The organism is Aminobacter sp. NyZ550, assembly GCF_025628925.2.
In the GTDB taxonomy this organism is placed as follows: Bacteria; Pseudomonadota; Alphaproteobacteria; order Rhizobiales; family Rhizobiaceae; genus Aminobacter; species Aminobacter ciceronei.
Window position 1 is genome coordinate 5,128,888 of the sequence record NZ_CP114190.1, and the last position, 20,097, is coordinate 5,148,984.

General features: G+C 65.2%; 22 protein-coding genes. 10 read left to right on the forward strand and 12 right to left on the reverse strand.

Annotated features, from left to right (window positions below):
• The first annotated feature begins 119 nt into the window (after window positions 1-119).
• Both N7E70_RS25500 and N7E70_RS25505 read left to right on the forward strand, forming a co-directional pair.
• Window positions 120-899, forward strand: a complete 780-nt coding sequence (locus tag N7E70_RS25500) for a L,D-transpeptidase (protein WP_263007985.1) — start codon at window positions 120-122, stop codon at window positions 897-899.
• A 237-nt stretch (window positions 900-1,136) separates the two neighbouring features.
• Window positions 1,137-2,060 (forward strand): bifunctional 5,10-methylenetetrahydrofolate dehydrogenase/5,10-methenyltetrahydrofolate cyclohydrolase, encoded by a 924-nt coding sequence (locus N7E70_RS25505; RefSeq protein ID WP_263007986.1) that lies wholly within the window; start codon window positions 1,137-1,139, stop codon window positions 2,058-2,060.
• A 42-nt stretch (window positions 2,061-2,102) separates the two neighbouring features.
• Here the strand turns inward: N7E70_RS25505 and N7E70_RS25510 are convergent, their stop codons facing one another.
• The 9 genes from N7E70_RS25510 to N7E70_RS25550 form a co-directional block, all read right to left on the reverse strand.
• Window positions 2,103-2,903, reverse strand: coding sequence for a L,D-transpeptidase (locus tag N7E70_RS25510; RefSeq protein WP_263007987.1), 801 nt, complete (start codon window positions 2,901-2,903; stop codon window positions 2,103-2,105).
• A gap of 93 nt (window positions 2,904-2,996) precedes the next feature.
• Window positions 2,997-3,308: a putative quinol monooxygenase gene (locus N7E70_RS25515; RefSeq protein WP_263007988.1), complete on the reverse strand. Its 312-nt coding sequence runs from the start codon at window positions 3,306-3,308 to the stop codon at window positions 2,997-2,999.
• A gap of 145 nt (window positions 3,309-3,453) precedes the next feature.
• Window positions 3,454-4,779, reverse strand: a complete 1,326-nt coding sequence (glcF, locus tag N7E70_RS25520) for a glycolate oxidase subunit GlcF (RefSeq protein WP_263007989.1) — start codon at window positions 4,777-4,779, stop codon at window positions 3,454-3,456.
• A gap of 26 nt (window positions 4,780-4,805) precedes the next feature.
• Window positions 4,806-5,183: a DUF4870 family protein gene (locus N7E70_RS25525; protein WP_067965150.1), complete on the reverse strand. Its 378-nt coding sequence runs from the start codon at window positions 5,181-5,183 to the stop codon at window positions 4,806-4,808.
• Complete coding sequence (glcE, locus tag N7E70_RS25530; protein ID WP_263007990.1) at window positions 5,180-6,433, reverse strand: glycolate oxidase subunit GlcE; 1,254 nt, start codon at window positions 6,431-6,433, stop codon at window positions 5,180-5,182. Before glcE ends, N7E70_RS25525 begins: the two co-directional genes overlap by 4 nt.
• Window positions 6,434-6,632: 199 nt before the next feature.
• Window positions 6,633-7,061 carry an endonuclease domain-containing protein gene (locus N7E70_RS25535; RefSeq protein ID WP_263007991.1) on the reverse strand — a complete coding sequence of 143 codons (429 nt, stop codon included), beginning with the start codon at window positions 7,059-7,061 and terminating at the stop codon, window positions 6,633-6,635.
• Between the two features lie 79 nt (window positions 7,062-7,140).
• The gene (locus N7E70_RS25540) at window positions 7,141-7,719 is read right to left on the reverse strand and encodes an ASCH domain-containing protein (RefSeq protein WP_263007992.1); all 579 of its coding nucleotides are present in this window, start codon (window positions 7,717-7,719) and stop codon (window positions 7,141-7,143) included.
• On the reverse strand, window positions 7,719-9,215 hold the full coding sequence (locus N7E70_RS25545) for an FAD-linked oxidase C-terminal domain-containing protein (RefSeq protein ID WP_263007993.1): 1,497 nt from the start codon (window positions 9,213-9,215) through the stop codon (window positions 7,719-7,721). Before N7E70_RS25545 ends, N7E70_RS25540 begins: the two co-directional genes overlap by 1 nt.
• Window positions 9,216-9,384: 169 nt before the next feature.
• Entirely contained in the window at window positions 9,385-10,707 is a 1,323-nt protein-coding gene (locus tag N7E70_RS25550; RefSeq protein WP_067965160.1) for a DUF3422 family protein, read from the reverse strand.
• 195 nt (window positions 10,708-10,902) lie between these two features.
• On the opposite strand from N7E70_RS25550, the gene N7E70_RS25555 reads away from it, so the two are divergent.
• Together N7E70_RS25555 and N7E70_RS25560 are read left to right on the forward strand one after the other, a co-directional pair.
• Window positions 10,903-11,697, forward strand: a complete 795-nt coding sequence (locus tag N7E70_RS25555) for an FCD domain-containing protein (RefSeq protein ID WP_067965161.1) — start codon at window positions 10,903-10,905, stop codon at window positions 11,695-11,697.
• The gene (locus N7E70_RS25560; protein ID WP_263007994.1) at window positions 11,694-12,434 is read left to right on the forward strand and encodes a metallophosphoesterase family protein; all 741 of its coding nucleotides are present in this window, start codon (window positions 11,694-11,696) and stop codon (window positions 12,432-12,434) included. The genes N7E70_RS25555 and N7E70_RS25560 overlap by 4 nt, the downstream gene beginning before the upstream one ends.
• Before the next feature lies 1 nt (window position 12,435).
• Here the strand turns inward: N7E70_RS25560 and N7E70_RS25565 are convergent, their stop codons facing one another.
• Both N7E70_RS25565 and N7E70_RS25570 read right to left on the reverse strand, forming a co-directional pair.
• Window positions 12,436-12,576, reverse strand: a complete 141-nt coding sequence (locus N7E70_RS25565) for a hypothetical protein (RefSeq protein WP_165915765.1) — start codon at window positions 12,574-12,576, stop codon at window positions 12,436-12,438.
• A 285-nt stretch (window positions 12,577-12,861) separates the two neighbouring features.
• Window positions 12,862-13,560 carry a type 1 glutamine amidotransferase gene (locus N7E70_RS25570; RefSeq protein WP_067965163.1) on the reverse strand — a complete coding sequence of 233 codons (699 nt, stop codon included), beginning with the start codon at window positions 13,558-13,560 and terminating at the stop codon, window positions 12,862-12,864.
• 76 nt (window positions 13,561-13,636) lie between these two features.
• Between N7E70_RS25570 and N7E70_RS25575 the strand changes: the two genes are divergently transcribed.
• Together N7E70_RS25575 and N7E70_RS25580 are read left to right on the forward strand one after the other, a co-directional pair.
• Window positions 13,637-14,305 (forward strand): hypothetical protein, encoded by a 669-nt coding sequence (locus N7E70_RS25575; protein ID WP_263007995.1) that lies wholly within the window; start codon window positions 13,637-13,639, stop codon window positions 14,303-14,305.
• Window positions 14,306-14,336: 31 nt separating this feature from the next.
• Entirely contained in the window at window positions 14,337-15,068 is a 732-nt protein-coding gene (locus N7E70_RS25580) for a 16S rRNA (uracil(1498)-N(3))-methyltransferase (RefSeq protein WP_263007996.1), read from the forward strand.
• Between the two features lie 3 nt (window positions 15,069-15,071).
• On the opposite strand, the gene N7E70_RS25585 is transcribed toward N7E70_RS25580, so the two are convergent.
• Window positions 15,072-15,980, reverse strand: coding sequence for an alpha/beta hydrolase family protein (locus N7E70_RS25585; protein ID WP_263007997.1), 909 nt, complete (start codon window positions 15,978-15,980; stop codon window positions 15,072-15,074).
• A gap of 78 nt (window positions 15,981-16,058) precedes the next feature.
• On the opposite strand from N7E70_RS25585, the gene N7E70_RS25590 reads away from it, so the two are divergent.
• From N7E70_RS25590 to N7E70_RS25605, 4 genes are all read left to right on the forward strand, one after another.
• On the forward strand, window positions 16,059-16,655 hold the full coding sequence (locus N7E70_RS25590) for a TetR/AcrR family transcriptional regulator (RefSeq protein ID WP_263008067.1): 597 nt from the start codon (window positions 16,059-16,061) through the stop codon (window positions 16,653-16,655).
• Between the two features lie 169 nt (window positions 16,656-16,824).
• Complete coding sequence (locus N7E70_RS25595; RefSeq protein ID WP_263007998.1) at window positions 16,825-18,198, forward strand: glutamate--cysteine ligase; 1,374 nt, start codon at window positions 16,825-16,827, stop codon at window positions 18,196-18,198.
• Between the two features lie 77 nt (window positions 18,199-18,275).
• A complete protein-coding gene (locus N7E70_RS25600; protein ID WP_263007999.1) occupies window positions 18,276-19,184 on the forward strand; it encodes a DUF937 domain-containing protein in 909 nt (302 codons plus the stop codon).
• Between the two features lie 21 nt (window positions 19,185-19,205).
• Entirely contained in the window at window positions 19,206-20,027 is an 822-nt protein-coding gene (locus tag N7E70_RS25605; RefSeq protein ID WP_263008000.1) for a helix-turn-helix domain-containing protein, read from the forward strand.
• The last annotated feature ends 70 nt before the right edge of the window (window positions 20,028-20,097 follow it).

Here is a 20,097-nt window from a genome sequence, read left to right on the forward strand (position 1 = left end):
GACAATCTCGCATTTTAAGCAACCCGATTCATGTTTCGGTGGGAAGGCCCGGACAACATGGCCCCGAAAAGGGAATGGGCCGTGCCCTGCCCCGCTGACGATCGAGTTGAGAGCACGTCATGAGAAAACCTCTGATCCTTCTGGCATCGGCCGCCATGCTGGCCGAGCTTGTTTCGCCCGCACTGGCCTATGACCGCTACGCCGAGCGGCCGCCTGTCGTGGTGAGCCCCGACCTGTCGGCGCCCTGGGTACTGCAGCTCGGACGCAATCCCGGCGAGGTGATGCCCAGACAGCAGCGGCGCCAGCAGCGCGCCCGGGTCCAGGTCAGGCCGGCGGCACCGCGCGAGGCACCCCGCGCCGCCCAGCGCCAGAAGGTCCGTCCCGACGGCGTGCAGACGGCCGCCTTGCGCGCGCCGGAGAAGCGCAGCGTCAAGCCGCAGATCAACCCGATCTACCTGCCGCAGACTGTCGCCTATGACGGTGCCGAGAAAGCCGGCACCATCATCATCGATACGACGGAGAACTTCCTCTATCTCGTCGGAACCGACGGGCAGGCGCGGCGCTACGGCGTCGGCACCGGCAAGCCGGGCTTCGAGTGGTCGGGCACGCACAAGGTGACGTCGAAGCGCGAATGGCCGGAATGGCGGCCGCCGGCCGAGATGATCGCGCGCGAACGCGCCAAGGGCCGCGTGCTGCCGGCGATGATGACCGGCGGCCCGGAAAACCCGCTCGGCGCGCGCGCGCTCTATCTCGGCTCGACGCTCTACCGCATCCACGGCACCAACCAGCCATGGACGATCGGCGGGGCTGTGTCGTCGGGCTGCATCCGCATGCGCAACGAAGACGTCATGGATCTCTACGAGCGCGTCGCAGTCGGCACCACTGTTATCGTCAGGTAATCATCCAGTTACGGGGGCGGAGCCGGTCGCAAGGCCAGGCTCCCATGCAAAAGGGCAGCTCGGCGGAAGACCGGGCTGCCCTTTTCGCATTTGCGCGGCAGCGGCTGAATCTCATTCAGCGGTATTTTCAGGAAAAATTGTTTAACATGGATAAAAATTGATCGGACCGGCCCTTTCCTTCACGGGCGCGCCGAAGTATCCCGTTTCAAGCCGATGATGACCTGCGAAGGAAGACATATGCCGCCGCTCGACGACAACCGCTATCTCAAAGGCGGCCCCGTGGCCGCCCGCATCATCGCCGAAGTCCGCGCCGCCGCGCAGCAGGCGACAGACGAGGGTTTCCGCCCCAAGCTCGTTTCGATCACCGTCGGCGACGTCGCCGCTGTCGACGTCTATGTCCGCAACCAGCGCGCCAAGGCGGAGCTGGCCGGCATCGACTTCGAGGAACGGCGGTTCCCGGCGGAGTTGACAGCAGGCGAGCTGGAAGCGGCGATCCATGGCATGAACGCCGACCCGCGCATCACCGGCATCATCATCCAGCGGCCGGTTCCGGCGCACATCCCGATCAAGGCGATCCAGGCAGCGGTGCATCCGCTGAAGGACGTCGAGGGCATGCACCCGGCTTCGATCGGCAACATCGTCTACAACCAGCTCGACCTGGCGCCCTGCACGGCCGCTGCCTCTGTAGAACTGCTGAAGGCCACCGGTCTCGACCTCAAGGGCCTCGAGGTGGTGGTCGTCGGGCACTCGGAGATCGTCGGCAAGCCGATCGCCTTCCTGTTGATGAGCGAAGGCGCCACTGTGACCGTGTGCCATCACATGACACGCTCGCTGGCGGCCCACGCGCGCCGCGCCGACGCGCTGTTTGTTGCCGTCGGCAAGCCCAGGCTGATCAAGGCCGACATGGTGAAGCCCGGGGCCGCAGTGATCGACATCGGCATCAATGCCGAGACGCTGCCCGATGGTTCGAGCCGCATCGTCGGCGACGTCGACACCGAAAGTGTCAAGGAAGTGGCGTCGTGGATCACGCCGGTGCCGGGCGGCGTCGGGCCGGTGACGGTGGCGATCCTGCTGCGCAACACCATGGTGGCGCTCAACCGCCAGCGCGCCGTCTATCGCGCCACGTTCGGAAGCGCCGAGGCAACGCTGGCCGCCGAATAGTGTGTGTGCCGGCTCAGGCCGGCGCCCCCCACCCTGCGGGCGCTATAGCCGCCAGCTGTCCTGCTGGATCGGCTGCTGCGCCACCGGATTGGCGACCATCTGCAGCCCATTGGTGACGACGATCGGCGTACCGTCAGGCACGCGGCCGTAGAGGTCGATGACGTCCTGGTTGATCAGGCGGACGCAGCCCGACGATACCGACTTGCCGATCGATGCCCATTCGGGCGAGCCGTGCAGGCGATAGAGCGTGTCCTTGCCATCCTGGAAGATGTAGAGCGCGCGCGCGCCGAGCGGGTTCTGCACGCCTGGCTGCATGCCGCCTTCCCACTCGTTCTTGCCGGGGATCTGGCGGGCGCGGTACTTTTCCAGCTCGGGCTGGCGGTCGATCATCTCGTTCGGCGGGAACCAGCGCGGCCAGGTCTGCTTCCATTCGATGACGCCGCGGCCAGCCCATTCGAAACCGGCACGGCCAAGGCCGACGCCGTAGCGGATCGCCTCGCCATTGTCGGCGACGACATAGAGGAAATGGCCGGCCGTATCGATGACCACCGTTCCCGGCGCTTCGCCGGTCGGATCGGTGACGACCTGGCGGTAGTAGCGCGGATCGATCTTCCTGAACGGCACGCCCGGAATGTCATAGCCGTTGTCGTTGACCGGCGCGTACATCATCTCGGGGTCGGCGAATGACGGGTCGTTGCGCATTGTCGGCGGCGGCGGCGCGGCAGGGAAAGCCGGCACCGATGCCGCCCGCTGGCTGCTCGTGGTCGAACAGGCCGAAAGCACGGCCGAAGCTGCGCCGGTTGCGGCCAAGGCCAGCAATCGGCGGCGGGTGAATGTCGACATAGAAGCTTCCAATGCGATTTCGATCTGCTGCAACGCACGGAGCATTCGCATGTTCCACCCGCTGAGTTCAATCCCGGGCGACGCCTGGTCTGGTCAACTCTGGTTGTAGTCGCTGCGCATTGGCTGCCACATCGAGATGTCGCGCGGCGCCGCCAGCAGTTCGTCCAGTGCCGCGTGCCATTCCTCGCGATAGGGCCGCTTGAGCTGCACATCCAGCACATCCTGATGATCGGCCCATGTTTCGTGCAGCAGGAACCGGTTTTCGTCGGCTGGATCGCCATGCAGCGTCGCGCTGACGAACATCGGCTCATGGCGCATGGAGTCGAGCACGCCATTGATCAGCCTGAGATAGCGGCTGCGCTGTTCGGGGCGGACGTTGAAGCCGATGATGTAGGTGACGCTCATTTCCAGTTTCCTCTGAATTGTCCGGCAGGGCGCCGTTCGCATGACGAGGAAAATGCCAGAGCGGCGCGCAGCTTCAATGACCTCAGAGGTAATAGCTTCGATTTCCTGCGTGGCGGACCGGCCACTGCTCACTCGAGCCCGGTGCTCACCCAGCCGCTGCCAGGCTCGGCTCGGGCAGCCCGGCGGGCTTTTCGCCGCCATAGGCCCAGTCGAGCAGCTTCACCGTGTGGACGACGGGCATGCTCGCGGCGGAGGCGATCTGGGTGATGCAGCCGATATTGCCGGTGGCGACGAGCGCCGCCCCCGTTGCCTCGATGTTCCTGACCTTGCGCTCGCGCAGCTTTGCCGAAATCTCCGGCTGCATGATGTTGTAGGTGCCGGCCGAGCCGCAGCACAGGTGGCCTTCGCGCGGTTCCTTGACGACGAAGCCTGCGCGGGCAAGCAAATCCTTCGGCTGGCGGGTGATCTTCTGGCCGTGCTGCATCGAGCAGGCCGAATGATAGGCGACCGTCAGGCCGGGTTTGCGGGCCGGTTCGGGAAGATCGAGGGTAACAAGATATTCGGTGACGTCCTTGGCCAGTGCCGACACCCGCGCCGCCTTGTCGGCATAGGCCGGATCGAGGCGGAGCATGAAGCCGTAGTCCTTGATCGTGGTGCCGCAGCCGGAGGCGGTGATGACGATGGCGTCGAGCCCGCCATTCTCGATCTCGCGGGTCCAGGCATCGACATTCTGCCTGGCCTGATCGAGCGCTGCCTGCTCGCGGCCCATGTGATGGACGAGCGCGCCGCAGCAGCCCTCGCCCCTGGGCACCACGACCTCGATGCCGAGCCGGTTGAGCAGCGATACTGTCGCCTCGTTGATGCCGGGTTCGAGCACCGGCTGGGCGCAGCCGGTGAGGATGGCGACGCGTCCGCGCCTTGTCGTCTTCGGCGCGTGCACACCCGGTTTTTCCAGCGCCGACGTCGCCGGCACTGCGGCAGGCGCGAGGCGGAGCATGGCGGCCACGGGTTTCAGCGCCGCCACTTTGTCGAAGGCACCGGCGAAGGGCCGGCCGAGCTTAGCCAGCCTGAGTGCTGCGCGGAAGCGGCCGCGATGCGGCAGTACGAACGCCAGCAGTGACCGCGTCAGCCGGTTGGCCAGCGGGCGCCTGTAGGTCTTTTCGATATGGGCGCGGGCGTGGTCGACAAGATGCATGTAGTTCACGCCGGAGGGGCATGTGGTCATGCAGGCAAGGCAGGACAGGCAGCGGTCGATATGGGTGACGATCTCCTTGTCGGCCGCGCGCCCATTCTCCAGCATGTCCTTGATCAGGTAGATTCTTCCCCGCGGGCTGTCCAACTCGTTGCCCAGGGTGACGTAGGTCGGGCAGGTCGCCGTGCAGAAGCCGCAATGCACGCATTTTCGCAGGATCTTTTCCGATTCCTGGACATGCGGATCGGCAAGCTGGGCTGCGGTGAAATTGGTCTGCACGGCGTTATCGCACTCTTCTCAATTGGCTAGATCAGCCAGCTTTCGGGGTTCTTGATCGGCTCGCCGCGTCCCAGCGCCTGCAGTCCCATGATGCAGCGGACGATGAACCAGACGGCGACCGCAAACATCAGGATGAAGCCGATGAAGACCATCATCAGCACGAAGGATACGAGCGCATAGAGCAGGCCGATCCAGAAGGTGCGGATCAGCCAGGTGTAGTGGCTCTCGACAAAACCGCCTGCCTTGCCCCGGTTCATGTAGGCCAGGACGATGCCGACGATGCCACTGATGCCGATGACCAGGCCGGCAAGATAGAGGATGTAGATGACCTGGACATTGGTCGGGCCCGGATCGAGCCAGCGGTCGGTCTGGCGCGGGGTGAAGTTGGGCTGTGGATCGCTCATGGCATGGCTCCCTCTGTGGCAGCCGCCAAACTAGCAGAGTCTGGGGAATGCACCATGCGGCCCGGATTGAGGATCGCCTTCGGGTCGAACTCGGCCTTGAGGCGGGCTGAGAGTGCCGCCAGCGCAGCCGGCTGTGGCTCGAAGACTGCCACGGAGGCGCGCCAGGCGGGCGTGGCACGGACCAAAGTGGCATGACCGCCGCCGAACTGCCTGATCAGGCCGCGCAGCAGATCCGCCTCCGGCTCGCCTTCCATGCTGAGCCAGACGAGGCCGCCCTGCCAGTCATAGAAGGCATCACACGCCGCCTGCATGCGCAGCGCCAGCACCATGTGGTGGGCGTTGGCGGGCGGCATCGAGACGCGCCAGACAGGTTTGTCGCTGCCGTCGACGAAGGGCCTGACATCGCGGACATCACGCCAGAGTGCGCGCGAGGCATCCTCTGCGACCTCCTCCAGTGGGCCGGCATTGCCGAGCATCTGCCTGAGCCGGCCGAGGCGATAGGCAACCGAAGGGCCGAAACCCTCGACCCGCAACAAGGTTGCCGGGTCGCCGCCGAGCTTGCCGTCAAGCACGCGTGCCGCCATGCGCTCGGGCAAGTGCGCCGCAGACGAAACCTCGGCACTGGAGCCCATGGCGATCGACATGGCGGCAGCGGCGTTGTCGTCGAGCAGGCCACGAACAATCAGCGTGGTCTCGGTCTCGGCCGCAGGCAGCACCTTGAAGGTAACGTCGGTCGCGACCGCCAGCGTGCCCCAGGAGCCGGCCATGGCCTTGGACAGATCGTAGCCGGTGACGTTCTTGACCACGCGGCCACCCGACTTGAAGGCCTCGCCGCGTCCTGAGACGGCGTGGATACCGAGAATATGGTCGCGGGCAGCCCCCGCCTTGAGCCGGCGCGGCCCGGCGAGATTGGCTGCCAGCACGCCACCGATGGTGCCCCGTCCCGGCACCTGCCCCAGCAGCGGGCCATAGTCCATGGGCTCGAAATCGAAGCGCTGGCCGTTGTCGGCGAGCAGCTTCTCGATCTCGGCCAGGGGCGTGCCCGCCCTGGCCGACAGCACCAGTTCGGCCGGCTCGTAGAGTGTGACGCCGGTGAGCTTCGAGAGATCCAAAGTGTGCTCGGCCTGCTGCGGCCTGCCGATGGCTCGCTTGGAGCCATGGCCAACGATTTCGAGCGGCGCCGCTTCGGCGGCGGCCCATTGGATGGCGGAAAGGACATCGGTTGGTGTGGTGGGGGTGAAGGTGGTCATGGTGTGCGTGTCGCCCCTCTCCGCCTCGCTGCGCTCGGCACCTTTCCCCAGAGGGGCGAGGAAACTAGATACTGCAATGTCGCGCCACGTATCGGCTCGACAGCTTGAACCGGCGTCGAAACTGGCGATGCTGCAAGTCTTGGCTTCCTCGCCCCTTTGGGGAGAGGTGCCGAGCGCAGCGAGGCGGAGAGGGGTCCGATCATAGAACGTCTCCCGCTTCCGGTCGCGCCAGGACGAGCCTGAGATCCGCTACCGCAACGCCCTCATTCAACTGTCCGGCAAGGGCTGCAAGGATCGTTGAGCAGACGCTCGCCCTTGCCTTCACCGCATCCGCGCTGGAGAAGCGCAGAACCGAATAGCCCTGCCCTCGCATGAACTCATCACGCTGGCGATCGTAATCGCTGTCTGTGTGCTGCGAACCGTCGAGTTCTACGACGAGTTTTGCGGTTCGACAGGCGAAGTCGGCGAAGTACGGCCCCAGCGGCATCTGGCGAACAAAGTTGTGGCCGCCCGGGCGCTTGGCCATGAGCTCGTCCCATAGCAACGCCTCGGCCATGTTGTCGCCATGCCTGAGAGCGCGGGCACGGCGATTTGTCTCGTCTAGTCGGCGACGGGTCGCGTGCGTCATCGCCCCTCTCCGCCTCGCTGCGCTCGGCACCTCTCCCCAGAGGGGCGAGGAAGCCATGCTGGAAAAGCCCTCACCGCGATCACAACCGATGCTCCCGAAGCTTTTCGAGTGTTGCCGCGCCACGCGGGGACAGGCGGTAGCCGATGTCGAGGCTCTCGGTCAGGCCGAGTTCCTTGAGCTTGCGCACGTCCTGCTTGAATTTCAGCTTCTCGACGCCGAGGCGTTCGGCAAGAGTGGCGGCTGCCACCTCGGGGCATTGGCCGATGAGGCGGAGGATCGAGGGGAAATAGCCTGGTAAAGTGCTGTCCCATTTGGCGAAGCGGGCAGCGAGTGCGTGCCAGTCGGCATCGCTGAGGTCGGCCGCCTTGCGCAGCGCCAGTCTGTTGTCCGGCTCGATGCCGTCAAAGGCGATGCGATAGAGGGTGCCATCAGCGCGCAGGTCGTCGATCAGGGCAGCACGATCGGCGTAGCCGGCGGCGCGGGCGTGGCCGTCGGAGATGGTCGCTTCGTCAACATGCTCGACCGCGCCGATGCGGACGACGCCGATCGCTGTGCGCAATCCGGTGCCTGCCCTGACGGTGGGCTTCTGCCAGCGGCGGAAGGCGAGTGTGATGTCGCCGCGCCTGATGCCTTCGAGGGTCGCCTGCTTCAAGAGCATCAGAACCTCGGAATGTCGGGAAAGGCCACCTGCCCCCGGTGGACATGCATGCGGCCAAGCTCGGCGCAGCGGCGCAGTTGCGGGAACACCTTTCCCGGGTTGAGCAGGTGGTTGGGGTCGAAGGCGCATTTGACCCGCATCTGCTGGTCGAGGTCGATGTCGTTGAACATCTCCGGCATCAGGTCGCGCTTTTCGACGCCGACGCCATGCTCGCCGGTCAGCACGCCGCCGACCTTGACGCAGAGGCGCAGGATGTCGGCGCCGAAGGCCTCGGCCTTTTCGAGCTCGCCCGGCTTGTTGGCATCGTAGAGAATAAGCGGGTGCAGATTGCCGTCGCCGGCGTGAAAGACGTTGGCGACGCCGAGGCCATAGTGCTCCGACAGCTCGCGCATGCCGGCCAGCACGCGCGGCAGTTCCTTGCGCGGGATGGTGCCATCCATGCAGTAATAGTCGGGCGAAATGCGGCCGACAGCGGGGAATGCCGCCTTGCGACCGGCCCAGAAGGTCAGCCGCTCCTGCTCCGACTGCGAGATGCGGCAGGTGGTGGCGCCGTTGCGGTTGGCGATCGCCTCGACTAGGCCGATCAGGTGGTCGACCTCGACGGCGGGTCCGTCCAGTTCGACGATCAAAAGCGCCTCGGATTCGAGCGGATAGCCGGCATGAACAAAATCTTCGGCGGCGCGGATTGCCGGGCCATCCATCATTTCCATGCCGCCGGGGATGATGCCGGCGCCGATGATGTCGGCGACGCATTGGCCGCCCTCTTCGCTTGAGGGAAAACCGATCAGCAGCGCGCGTGCCGTCTCGGGCTTCTTGAGGATGCGGACGGTGACCTCGGTGACGACGCCGAGCAGTCCCTCCGAACCGGTCATGACGCCGAGCAGGTCGTAGCCCTCGGCGTCAAGATGCTTGCCGCCGAGGCGCACGACCTCGCCGTTCATCAGCACCATCTCGATGCCGAGCACATTGTTGGCGGTAAGCCCGTATTTCAGGCAGTGCACGCCGCCGGAATTTTCGGCGACATTGCCACCGATGGAACAGGCGATCTGCGAGGAAGGATCGGGCGCGTAATAGAAACCGTCCAGTTCCACTGCCGTGGTGATGCCGAGATTGGTGACGCCGGGCTGGGCGGTGACGGTGCGGTTGGGATAGTCGATCTCGAGGATGCGGTTGAAGCGGCTCATCACCAGCAGAACCGCATCTTCCAGCGGCAGCGCGCCGCCCGACAGCGAGGTGCCGGAACCGCGCGGCACGACGCGGATGTTGCGCTCGTTGCAGTATTTGAGCAGGCGCGACACCTGGGCGACCGTCTCGGGCAGCACCACGACCAGCGGCAATTGGCGATAGGCGGTCAGCCCGTCGCTTTCGAAGGCGCGCATCTCGTTGATCGTCTCGACCACACCCTCGCCCGGCACGATGATGCGCATGTCGGCGACGATCTCGGCGCGGCGGGCAAGCGTTGCCGCATCGGGCTTGGGCATCAAAATGCCGGACATCGGTCACCTCGGTCGACAACTGGTAAAAAGCTTTTACCAGTTGGTGCCGATGCATGCAAATCGGAAGAAAGTCGTTAGCCGGGAGGCACAGGCGCGCGGCGTTCGCAGCGTCAATCTGCCGCTGGCCTTACCTTCCGCTATGGCTCTGGGCGCTTGCCGCCGGGCGCGGCTACTCGCCCGCGTGCAGCTTGGATTCGCTGTGGGCGCGGCGGACGCGGCGGACACCCCACCAGACCAGCAGCACGGCGAGCGGCACCGCGGCGGCCGTAACGATTTCCGGCGCAAAGGCGTGGTCGATGGCCGAGGCGCCCTTGGCGATGTAGCCGACGAGGCCGACGACATAATAGGAGACGGCGGCGACCGACAGGCCCTCGACCGTCTGCTGCAGGCGCAGTTGCAGGCGGGCGCGATTGTTCATCGACGCCAGCAGGTCGCGATTCTGCTTCTCGACCTCGACATCGACCCAGGTGCGCAACAGCGTGGTGGCGCGGGTGAGCTTACGCGACAGGTTGGCCTGGCGCTCCTCGACCGAACGGCAGGTGCGCATGGCGGGTGCGACGCGGCGCTTGAGGAAACCGGCCCAGGTGTCGTAGCCGGTGACGACCTCCTCCTCGAGCGCTTCGAGGCGCTCGCGGACGATGCCGTCATAGGCCTTGCTGGCGCCGAAGCGGTAGAGGCTCGAAGCGGCATCCGCCTCGAGCTCGGCGGCGAGTTCGGTGAGGTCGGCGAGCAGCGCCTGGCTGTCGCGCGTCTCGGTCGCCTTCATTTCACGGGTTGCCTGGGCAAGCCGGTCCTCGATGCGACGGACGCGTCCGGACAGCGACAGCGCCATCGGCAGGCCGAGCATCGCCAGCGTGCGGTAGGTCTCGATGTCGATCAGGCGCTGCGACAGCGCACCGGTCCGCGCCGGCGTCAGGCCACGGTCGAGGATGAGGATGCGGGTCATGCCGTCGCCGTCCTGGCGGAAATCGGTGACGATGCCGGCGGCGCCTCCTTCGACAAGCGAGTAGCACAGGCTGGTCGGATCGAAGGTGGCGATCAGCTTTCCGTTGGCCGGCGTCCACTTGCGGATCTCCAGCCGGATGCCCGAGATGACCGTGCCGGGCGGGCTGAAACCGTTGCCGAAGGGAGACTCTTCGTGTGAGCGGTCGCCTTCGTCGAGCGGACCTTCCCACAGATAGGTCGAGAACTCGGTGTGGCGCTCCCAGCGCAACGTGCCCTGCCCCCACTTCATGGCGTGGTGGCGCGCCTGGCGGTCGGGTGCGGCGATGCCGAGGCGCCGGGACAGTTCAGACAGCACGGCATGGTCGACAGCGGATCCGCCCTCGGTCATGAAGGACAGCTGGACCAGCACGCGCGGGCTTTCGACAAGTGGATGCGGCCGCGAATGGACCTCGCCAAGCGCACCGGGACGCCCCTCATGGGCGGGAAAGCCCAGGACGCTGCCGGTCGAACGCGGCAGGAACTCCAGTGATGACGGCTCGGCTGTCACTTCAGGCTCCCTTGATGCCAGACCTCCTGCCTCTAGGTAAGTTTGCCGCCAGTGGCAAACGCCAACTTCAGGGGTAGCTGATACTGTGCCTCACAGGGCACCAAGCTGGGAACCGCTGGACTGGATAAATAATTTGACCAGTCGGGGGGCGCGCTCCTATCCTTGCGGACAGGACAGAGCTTCCGGACAGCAGCATTGAGCGACATTTTTTCCAGGATCGAGCATTCGCGCACGGCCGACGAGGTGGTGCAGCAGATCGAAAGCCTGATCCTCGAAGGTGTGCTGCGCGCCGGCGACAGGCTGCCGGGCGAGCGCGAGATGGCCAAGCAGTTCGACGTCTCCAGGCCGATCCTGCGCGATGCGCTGAAGACGCTCGAAGCGCGCGGGCTGATGGTGACGCGTCATGGCGGCGGCACCTATGTCGCCGACGTGATCGGCGAAGTGTTTTCCAAGCCTGTCATGGAACTGATTGTCAACCACCGCAAGGCAGCAGCCGACTATCTCGAATATCGCCGCGAGATCGAGGGGCTGGCCGCCGAATATGCGGCGCAGCGGGCGACGGCGGAGGACCTCGCCTTGCTCGACGGCATCGTGGCGCGGATGGAGGCGGCGCATAGGCGCGCCGACCCGGCGGAAGAAGGCGCGATCGACGTCGAGTTCCATCATGCTGTCGGCGAATGCGCCCACAACATCATTCTGCTGCACACATTGCGCTCGTGCTACAGGCTGCTGTCGGATGGCGTGTTCACCAACCGCCTGGTGGTGTTCACCGTCAGCGGCACGCGCGACGTGCTGCTTGAGCAGCACAAGGCGATCCATCGCGCGGTCGTCGCAGGCGATCCCGCTGCGGCGCGCAAGGCGGCGATGGACCACATCACCTATCTGGAGCGTGCCATGGCCGAGGCCGAGCGCAGCGGGGACTGGCAGCGCATCTCACGGCTCAGGCTCCGGCAGCGCACCGACAGCACCGAAACGAGCAGAAAGTCGTGACTGGAATACATTACCTCGACGCCCGCGGCCCGGACGGTATCCGCATCTACGCCATCGGCGACATTCACGGCCATCTCGACCTGCTGCGCGACATGCATGAGCGCATTGCCGGCGAGATCGCGCGCGACAAGCCGGCGGACTGGCGCATCGTCCATCTCGGTGACCTCGTTGACCGTGGGCCAGACAGCGCTGGCGTGATCGGGTTCCTGATGGCAGCTGTTGAGCGCGACCCGCGCAACATCGTGCTGGCAGGAAATCACGACGTCGGTTTCCTCGATTTCCTCACCGAGCCGGACCCGGCCGGCCTGTTCGCCTGCCATGGTGGTCGCGACACCGCCCGGTCATATGGCGTGGATCTGCATGTCGACTACGCCTCCTCGCTCGCGCGAGGCCATCGCGAACTGGCGGCGGCTGTGCCGGACGGCCACCAACGCTTCCTGCGCGCCCTGCCCCGGTCGGCGTCGTTCGGCGATTTCTTCTTCTGCCACGCCGGCATTCGCCCTGATGTCGCCTTGGATCGGCAGGATCCGGAGGACCTCATCTGGATCCGCAACGAATTCCTGCGTCATCCCGGGCTGCACCCGAAGGTCGTCGTGCACGGGCACACACCGCAGGAGGAGCCCGAAGTGCTGGCCAACCGTGTCAATGTCGACACCGGCGTGTTCCACTCAGGCGTGTTGACCGCGCTCGTCATCGACGGCTCGGAAAAACGACTGATGTCGGTGCGAATAGCCTGACTTAGCGGGCGGCTGCGGTGACGCCGTAGCCGTCGACCGCATGATGGTCGGCCGCGGCATCCGCGGCATAAATCCCGAAGCCGCCGAGCACGATTGCCGACAGCATGGCGAAGGACAGAAGCGCTGCTTTCAAGGGAGTCATCTCAGGTTGAGCTTCCTGCATCCTGCACGAACGGAGTTACGAATAAGTTTCCGAAAAGTTTATGCTTCACCGCAGTCGCGCAGCATCACGGCCGTGCTTCTAGGGTGGTTCTGTATCGGGCTTGTGTCGCGCTGCACTCGGAGATGGTTCATTCGCGATACCATCGCCAGCTGGCGCCGGGCTGTCTTTAGAAAGGCTTCCGGGCACAATCCAGCAGGCATATGACTATGCACAGCGGTTTTTGTCCGACGTGCCAAAAATGTCACTGGACCGGCGTTGCCGCCGTCAGATGGCGGCGACCCAGGCGCGGGCCAGCGTCAGGCCGACCGCATCGGCTTCGGGACCGTCGCGGGCGGCTTCGACCTCGTGCCGTTCGGGCCAGTCGGGGTGGCGGCTGGCGATGGTCTCGGCAAAAGCCTCGTTCCATTCACGCACCAGCGACCGGTCGGCCTCGAAATGGAACTGGATGCCATAACCGGCGCGACCGATGCGGAAAGCCTGGTTGCCGGTGACCGAACTGCCGGCGAGCCGCACCGCATCCTCCGGCAAGGTGAAGGTGTCGTCGTGCCACTGGAAGATCGGGAAACGCAGGGGCAGGTCGCTGAAGACGAGATCGTCCTGGGCCTCGTCGGTCAAGGTAATGCCGTGCCAGCCGAATTCGGTCGAGCCGCCGATCCGGTTGTGACCGCCGAAGGCACGCGCCAGGAGTTGGCCGCCGAGGCAGATGCCGAGCACGGCCTTGTCCCGTTCGACGAAGTCGCGCGCCAGTTCGAGCAGTTCGGGAAAATAAGGCGAATGCGCATCGTCACGGGCATTCTGGCCGCCGCCGAGCATGATCATCGCGTCATGGCCGTCGGCGTTCGCGGGCAAAGCATCGCCAAGATGGGCGTTGCACTGGTCGATCGTGGCCTCGACTTCGGCAAGGGCATCGCCAACCTGACCAAGGCCGGTGCCTGCATAATTCTGGACAACGAGGACGCGCATCTCGGCCTTTCCGGCGGTGACAAAGTTGCGGCGAGCCCTATCATGCGGCTTGCCACGCAGCCAAGAAGGATCGGCTATGCCACTGCAGAACCGCGTCGACCCTTTCGGCGAGATCCACGCCACGCCGGAGCGCGGCATGTTCACCGGCAATCGCGGCATCATCCACGACCCCGAAACAAGGAGCTTGCTCAGCCGGCGCTGGGCGACCAAGGCGTGGCTCACCTGCGCGCTCGACTTCAAGAACGTGCGCCGGGTGCCGATGGGGCGCAATCGTCCCGGCGGCAAGACCGGCTGGACCGAGCTGTTCTTTCTCGACGAGGTGACGGCGCTGGCCGCCGGGCACAGGCCCTGCTTCTATTGCCGGCGCCAGCGCGCCAAGGCCTTTGCCGCAGCCTATTCCAGCGCCTTTGGCACCGACGATCCGAAGGTCGGCGAGATGGATGGGCGGCTGCACCGGGAGCGACTGGCTTCAGGCGGTCAGCCGGTCGAACTGGATCGGCACGGACTGCACCTGCTGCCAAACGGGGCGATGTTTTCGGACGGCGCTTCCGATTTTGCCGTGCGCGGCGGCAAGGCGCTGCGCTGGAGCTTTGGCGGCTACGATGCGGCACTCGGCTTCGACGAGATCGCCGACACCGACATGTGCATCGTCACGCCGGCGACGACGCTCGACGTGCTGCGCCAGGGCTATGCGCCGGAATGGCACCCAAGCGCCGAACAGTTTTCGGCGGAAGCTGTCCCTTGACCGATGCTGCCGCCTGCCGCATTGCTCGGCCATGCGCGCAAACTACAAGATGCAACGGCTGTTCGTGGCTGATGACCTCGCTTCCGGCGCGGCCTTCAATGCCGATCCGCAGCAGAGTCACTATCTTGCCCATGTGCTTCGCCTCGGCGAAGGTGCTGAGGTGTTGCTGTTCAATGGCCGCGACGGCGAGTGGTCGGCACGGATAGCCGGCAAGACCAAGAAGGCGGTGCGGCTCGAGGTTCTCGAATTGCAGCGGCCGCAGCCCCCGCACCCCGACCTGGTCTATTGCTTTGCGCCGCTCAAGGTCGGACGGCTCGACTATCTCGTGCAGAAGGCCGTCGAGATGGGCGCCGGCACGATGGTGCCCGTCATCACCCAGCACACACAGATGAAACCGGGCATCGACCGCCTGCGCGCGAACGCCGTGGAAGCGGCCGAACAATGCGGCATCCTGGCCATTCCCGAGGTGCGCGAGGCGGTGAAGCTGGAGCAACTGCTCGCCGGCTGGGACAAGGAACGGCGGCTGATCTTCTGCGACGAGGATGCCTCGACCAACAATCCGATGGCGGCACTGCAGAGCATCAAGGAGCGCAAGCTGGCCCTGCTGGTCGGGCCGGAGGGCGGTTTCTCCGACGACGAACGCCGCATGCTGCGCGCCCTGCCCTTCGTGACCGCCATTCCGCTGGGATCGCGCATTTTGCGCGCCGATACTGCGGCGGTGGCGGCCCTCGCCGTCATCCAGGCAACGATCGGCGACTGGTAGTCGTCAGAGAACCTTGCCCGGCCATGGGTTGATGCCGTCGCGCAGCCACAACAGCGTGTCGAGCCAGAAATCAGGCGCGTGGCGGCTATGGAACAGGCCGAAATGGCCGATCGCCGGCCGGTCGAAATCTCCAGGCGACAGCACTAGCTGGGTCGGCTTCGCCCCGGTGTAATAGCCGAGCGCACGTCTGATGGCCTGCGGCGTGCCTATCTCGTCGTCGGTAAGGCCAACGGCCAGGATGGGTGCGGTAACCGAAGCAAAGCGACGGAGGACTTCGCCTCGTTCCGCCTCGGGGTGGCTCAGCTCGATGCGCGCACCACGAAAGCTCCACTCGTTGGCGACCCCTTTGGGCAGATCCTCCAGCCAGCCGAGCCGCTTGCCAGGGAAGTAACCGCAGAGGGCCGTGATGACGGGCATGGCCGCGTGCCATTTGAGAAACAGCCGCAGGCGGCGGTCCGCAGCGTAGTCGCGCCAATAGGCATATTGCGCACCGACGGTGAGCATGCGGGTGATGCCGGTTGCGGACTCGGCCAGACCCGGCAAGGCGCCACCGATGCTGTGTCCCACCACCATCAAGGGCGCGCCTGGATCGAAGCGCCTGGCCAGACGCAGCACCGCTTCGAAATCGCGTTCGCCCCAGTCACGCCAGCGATGGCCGCAACCGCGCAGGCGCGTCATGCGCGAAGCACCGATGCCGCGATAGTCATAGGTGACGACGTCGAAGCCGCGACCGGCGAGAAACATGGCATAGCGATGATAGTAGCTGGCAAGCACGCCGGTCGCTGGATTGACGATGACGGTCCCCGCCTTGTCGCCTCGCGCGTGCGGCCAGATGTGGCCGCGCAGCACGACGCCATCGGCGCAGACGACCTCGATCGCTCTGGGCTCACTCACCAAAACCGCAATCGACATGGTGGACCTCGCTTTCCGCCCTTCAGCGCTAGCGAATTCGTCTTTCCAATTACACTCACTAGTCGGTATACTTCCATGATGAAAACCTCAGGGAAGCCAACGCGCGAGCGCATCGTCGATGCCGCATCGAAGCTGTTTTATGGCGAGGGCATCCGTGCCGTCAGCGTCGATGCCGTGGCCGAGAAGGCGGGCCTCACCAAGCGCACGCTCTATTATCACTTCCAGAGCAAGGACGAGTTGATCGCTGCCTATCTCGACGGCCGCGACCAGCCCAATCTGGCGCTGTTCCAGCGCTGGTTCGGCGAGGCCGAGGGCGGGATCGATCAGAAAATTCGGGCGATCTTCCAAAACCTCGCCAAGGCCGCGCGGCATCCCAGATGGAAGGGCTGCGGCTATCTGCGCACGGCGGCAGAACTGGCCGACATGCCCGGACACCCGGCGATCCAGACCGGGATCGCGCACAAGAAGCGCGTCGAGGCCTGGCTGGCCAGCGCCTTCGCCGCCGAGGGCGTCCGCTCGCCGGAGCTTTTGGCGCGCCAGATCATTCTGTTGCTGGACGGCTGTTTTGCCGTCGTCCTGCTCAACCGCGACGCCTCCTATATGGAAACAGCCGGGGAGGCAGCGGCGACGCTGGTGAAATCAGCGCTAGCCCAAACCGGTCGCGAAAACCGCTGATTTGGGACGTGCAGTCCGCAACGGAACAAATCCAAGCATCAACATTTCACTATCGCCACCCGAAACGATCAATTCCTGTTGACGAAGGCTCAGGATTTTTCGCTTGATCGGCGAGCGCTGGATCGTCCATCAAGCGCCCGCGGTCCTTCCGCCTTCAGGAGAAGCATACATGGCGCGCGACACCACCGATTTCCGGCCTATCGAGGGGATGGACGAACTCGTCGACTATCTCGCAGCCGGCAACAAGCCGCGCGACAAATGGCGGATCGGCACCGAGCACGAAAAATTCCCGTTCTATATCGACGGCAACGCACCTGTTCCCTATGGCGGCGACCGCGGCATCCGCGCGCTGCTCGAAGGCATGCAGAAGACGCTCGGCTGGGATCCGATCATCGACGCCGGCCGCATCATCGGCCTCGTCGAGCCGACCGGCCAGGGCGCGATCTCGCTCGAGCCGGGCGGACAGTTCGAGCTTTCCGGCGCGCCGCTGGAGACGATCCACCAGACCTGTCGCGAGGGCAACGCCCATCTGGCGCAATTGCGCGAAATCGCCGAGCCGCTCGGCATCCGCTTCCTCGGCCTCGGCGGCAGCCCGAAATGGACGCTGGCCGAAACGCCGCGCATGCCGAAATCGCGCTACGACATCATGACCGCCTACATGCCGAAGGTCGGCACCAAGGGCCTCGACATGATGTACCGCACCTGCACCATCCAGGTGAATCTCGACTTCGAGAGCGAAGCCGACATGCGTCGCAAGATGCAGGTGTCGCTCAAGCTGCAGCCGCTGTCGACGGCGCTGTTCGCCAACTCGCCCTTCACCGACGGCCGTCCCAACGGCATGCAGAGCTGGCGCGGCGACATCTGGCGCGACACCGACAATCAGCGCTCCGGCCTGCTCGAATTCTGCTTCTCGCCCGAGTTCGGCTTTGCCGACTATGTCGAATGGGCGCTCGACGTGCCGATGTATTTCGTCATTCGTGACGAGCAGTACCGCGACATGACCCACATCACCTTCCGCCAGTTCATGAAAGGTGCTGCGCGCAACGAGATTCCCCAGGGGATGCCGACGATGGGCGACTGGGCCAACCATTTGTCGACCTTGTTCCCTGACGTGCGCCTCAAGCGCTTCCTCGAAATGCGCGGCGCCGATGGCGGCCCGTGGCGCCGCATCTGCGCCCTTCCCGCTTTCTGGGTCGGGCTGCTTTACGATCCGGCAACGCTCGATGCCGCCGAAGAACTCACCCGCAACTGGACCTACGCCGAAGTTCTGGCGATGCGCGACGCCGTGCCCGAGCAAGGCATTGCGGCACCGTTCCGCAACGCCACCTTGCGCGAGATCGGCCGTGAAGTGCTGGCGCTGTCGCGCCAGGGGCTGGTCAATCGTGGCCGCAAGAACCGCGAAGGTGTCGACGAATCCGGCTTCATCAACACGCTCGACGAGGTGATCGCGCGTGGCACGACGAGTGCGGAGGAAATGCTCAACGCCTACAACACGCGCTGGGGCGGTTCGATCGAGCCTGCATTCCTGGAATACGCCTACTAGGGGGTCCGATAACCCCTTCAATAGACGCTGGAAACGCTCTACGTTTCTCCTCGGCTCAAGCTCCTGAGGAGGAAAAAATGCTGCCACTGTTCGAGATGCTGGCCAATGCCCAGAACGGCAACGGCATGGAGGCGCTGTCGCGCCAGTTCGGGCTGAGCCAGCAGCAGACACAATCGGCGATCGAAGCGCTGATGCCGGCATTCAGCCAGGGACTGAAGCGCAATGCCTCCGACCCCTATGGCTTGGGTTCCTTCCTGCAGGCGATAGCGAGCGGCCAGCATGCCAAATATTTCGAGGACGCATCCCGCGCCTTCTCGCCCCAGGGCGTCGATGAAGGCAACGGCATCCTCGGTCACCTGTTCGGCTCCAAGGAGCTGTCGCGTGCGGTCGCCGGCCAGGCGGCGCAGGCGACGGGAATCGGCCAGGAAGTGCTCAAGCAGATGCTGCCTGTCATCGCCTCGATGATCATGGGCGGACTGTTCAAGCAGTCGACCGGGCAGATGCAGGCGGCGAGCGGCATGGGCGGCAGCAACAACCCGCTCGGCGAGATCATCGAGCAGATGATGAGGCAGGGTGGCGGCATGATGGGCGGCGGGCAGCAGCCTCGCCAGGCGCCGCAGCAGACCCAGGCGCCCGATCCCTTCGACAACCCGTTCGGCAAGGTGCTGCAAGACATGTTCGGCGGCGGCCAGGCCCAGCCCCAACCATCGGCGCGCCAACAGGCGCCGCAGCAGAGCCCCTATGGCGACAACCCGCTCGGCAAGATCTTCGAGGAGATGCTGGGCGGAGGCCGCGCCCAGCCGGACCCGCAACCACAGGCGCGACAGCCGCAGCCGCAGGCCAATCCGAGCGGCCGGCCGCGCAATCCCTATGACGACCTGTTCGGCAAGATGTTCGAAACCGGCAGCCAGCAGCGCGACGACTACCAGAAGGGCGTCGAGTCGATCTTCGACCAGTTCTCGCGCGGCATGGACAGGTATCGCTGACACGACAAGGGCTCGATGTGCATGCGGACCTCGCCTGAAACGGCAGCAGGTGGCGGCGCGAACAGGTCGGCGGCGCCGGCGCTTGCCAATTGCCTCGGGCATTATGACGAGCAGGCTCCGATGCCGGACCTCGACGCGCATTTCCAATGCGTATGGACCAACGCCATCCCTGACGATTATGTCGGCCCGGTCGCGGTCGTGCCGGATGGCTGCGTCGACCTGTTGTGGAAAGACGGGCGGCTGATGGTGGTCGGGCCCGACATCGTTGCCGCGAGGCCAGTGCTGCGTGGCGGAACGACCGTTGTCGGCATCCGCTTCCGGCCGGGGGCGGCCCTGCGCTGGCTGCGCACGCCGTTGAGTGCAATGGTCGGCCAGGCGGTCGATCTCGCCGACGTCTGGAATCCTGGTGTAACCCGAGAGCTGTGTCTGCGGATCGGCGAGGCGCCAACCATCGAACGGCAGGCTGCCGTGCTGCAGCAACAGCTGCTCAAGCAGTTGCCGGATCTGGAGCGCCCGGCACCGGACGCAGGCGCGATCTTTGCGGCAATGGCATCGGGGTCGGATGAAATCGGCGGCAGGATTTCGTCGCTGGTGGACCGGCTTGACATCAGCGAGCGCACGCTGAGACGGCGCAGCCACGACTATTTCGGCTATGGACCGAAGACGCTCGACCGCATCCTGCGTTTCCAGAATTTCCTGTCCCTGGTGCGCGCGCAAGGCAAGCAGGCCATGGCAGGCCTTGCCTATGAGGCCGGCTATGCCGACCAGGCGCATCTCGGCCGCGAAATCCAGGCGCTGTGCGGCATGACCGCCGGGAGCTTCGTGCGCCAGATCACTGGTTGACTGGGGCCAACTGGCCGTTTCGTTCAAGATTCCCGCCGCCCCGTCAGCTATCGGCGGCTATCCCACGAAA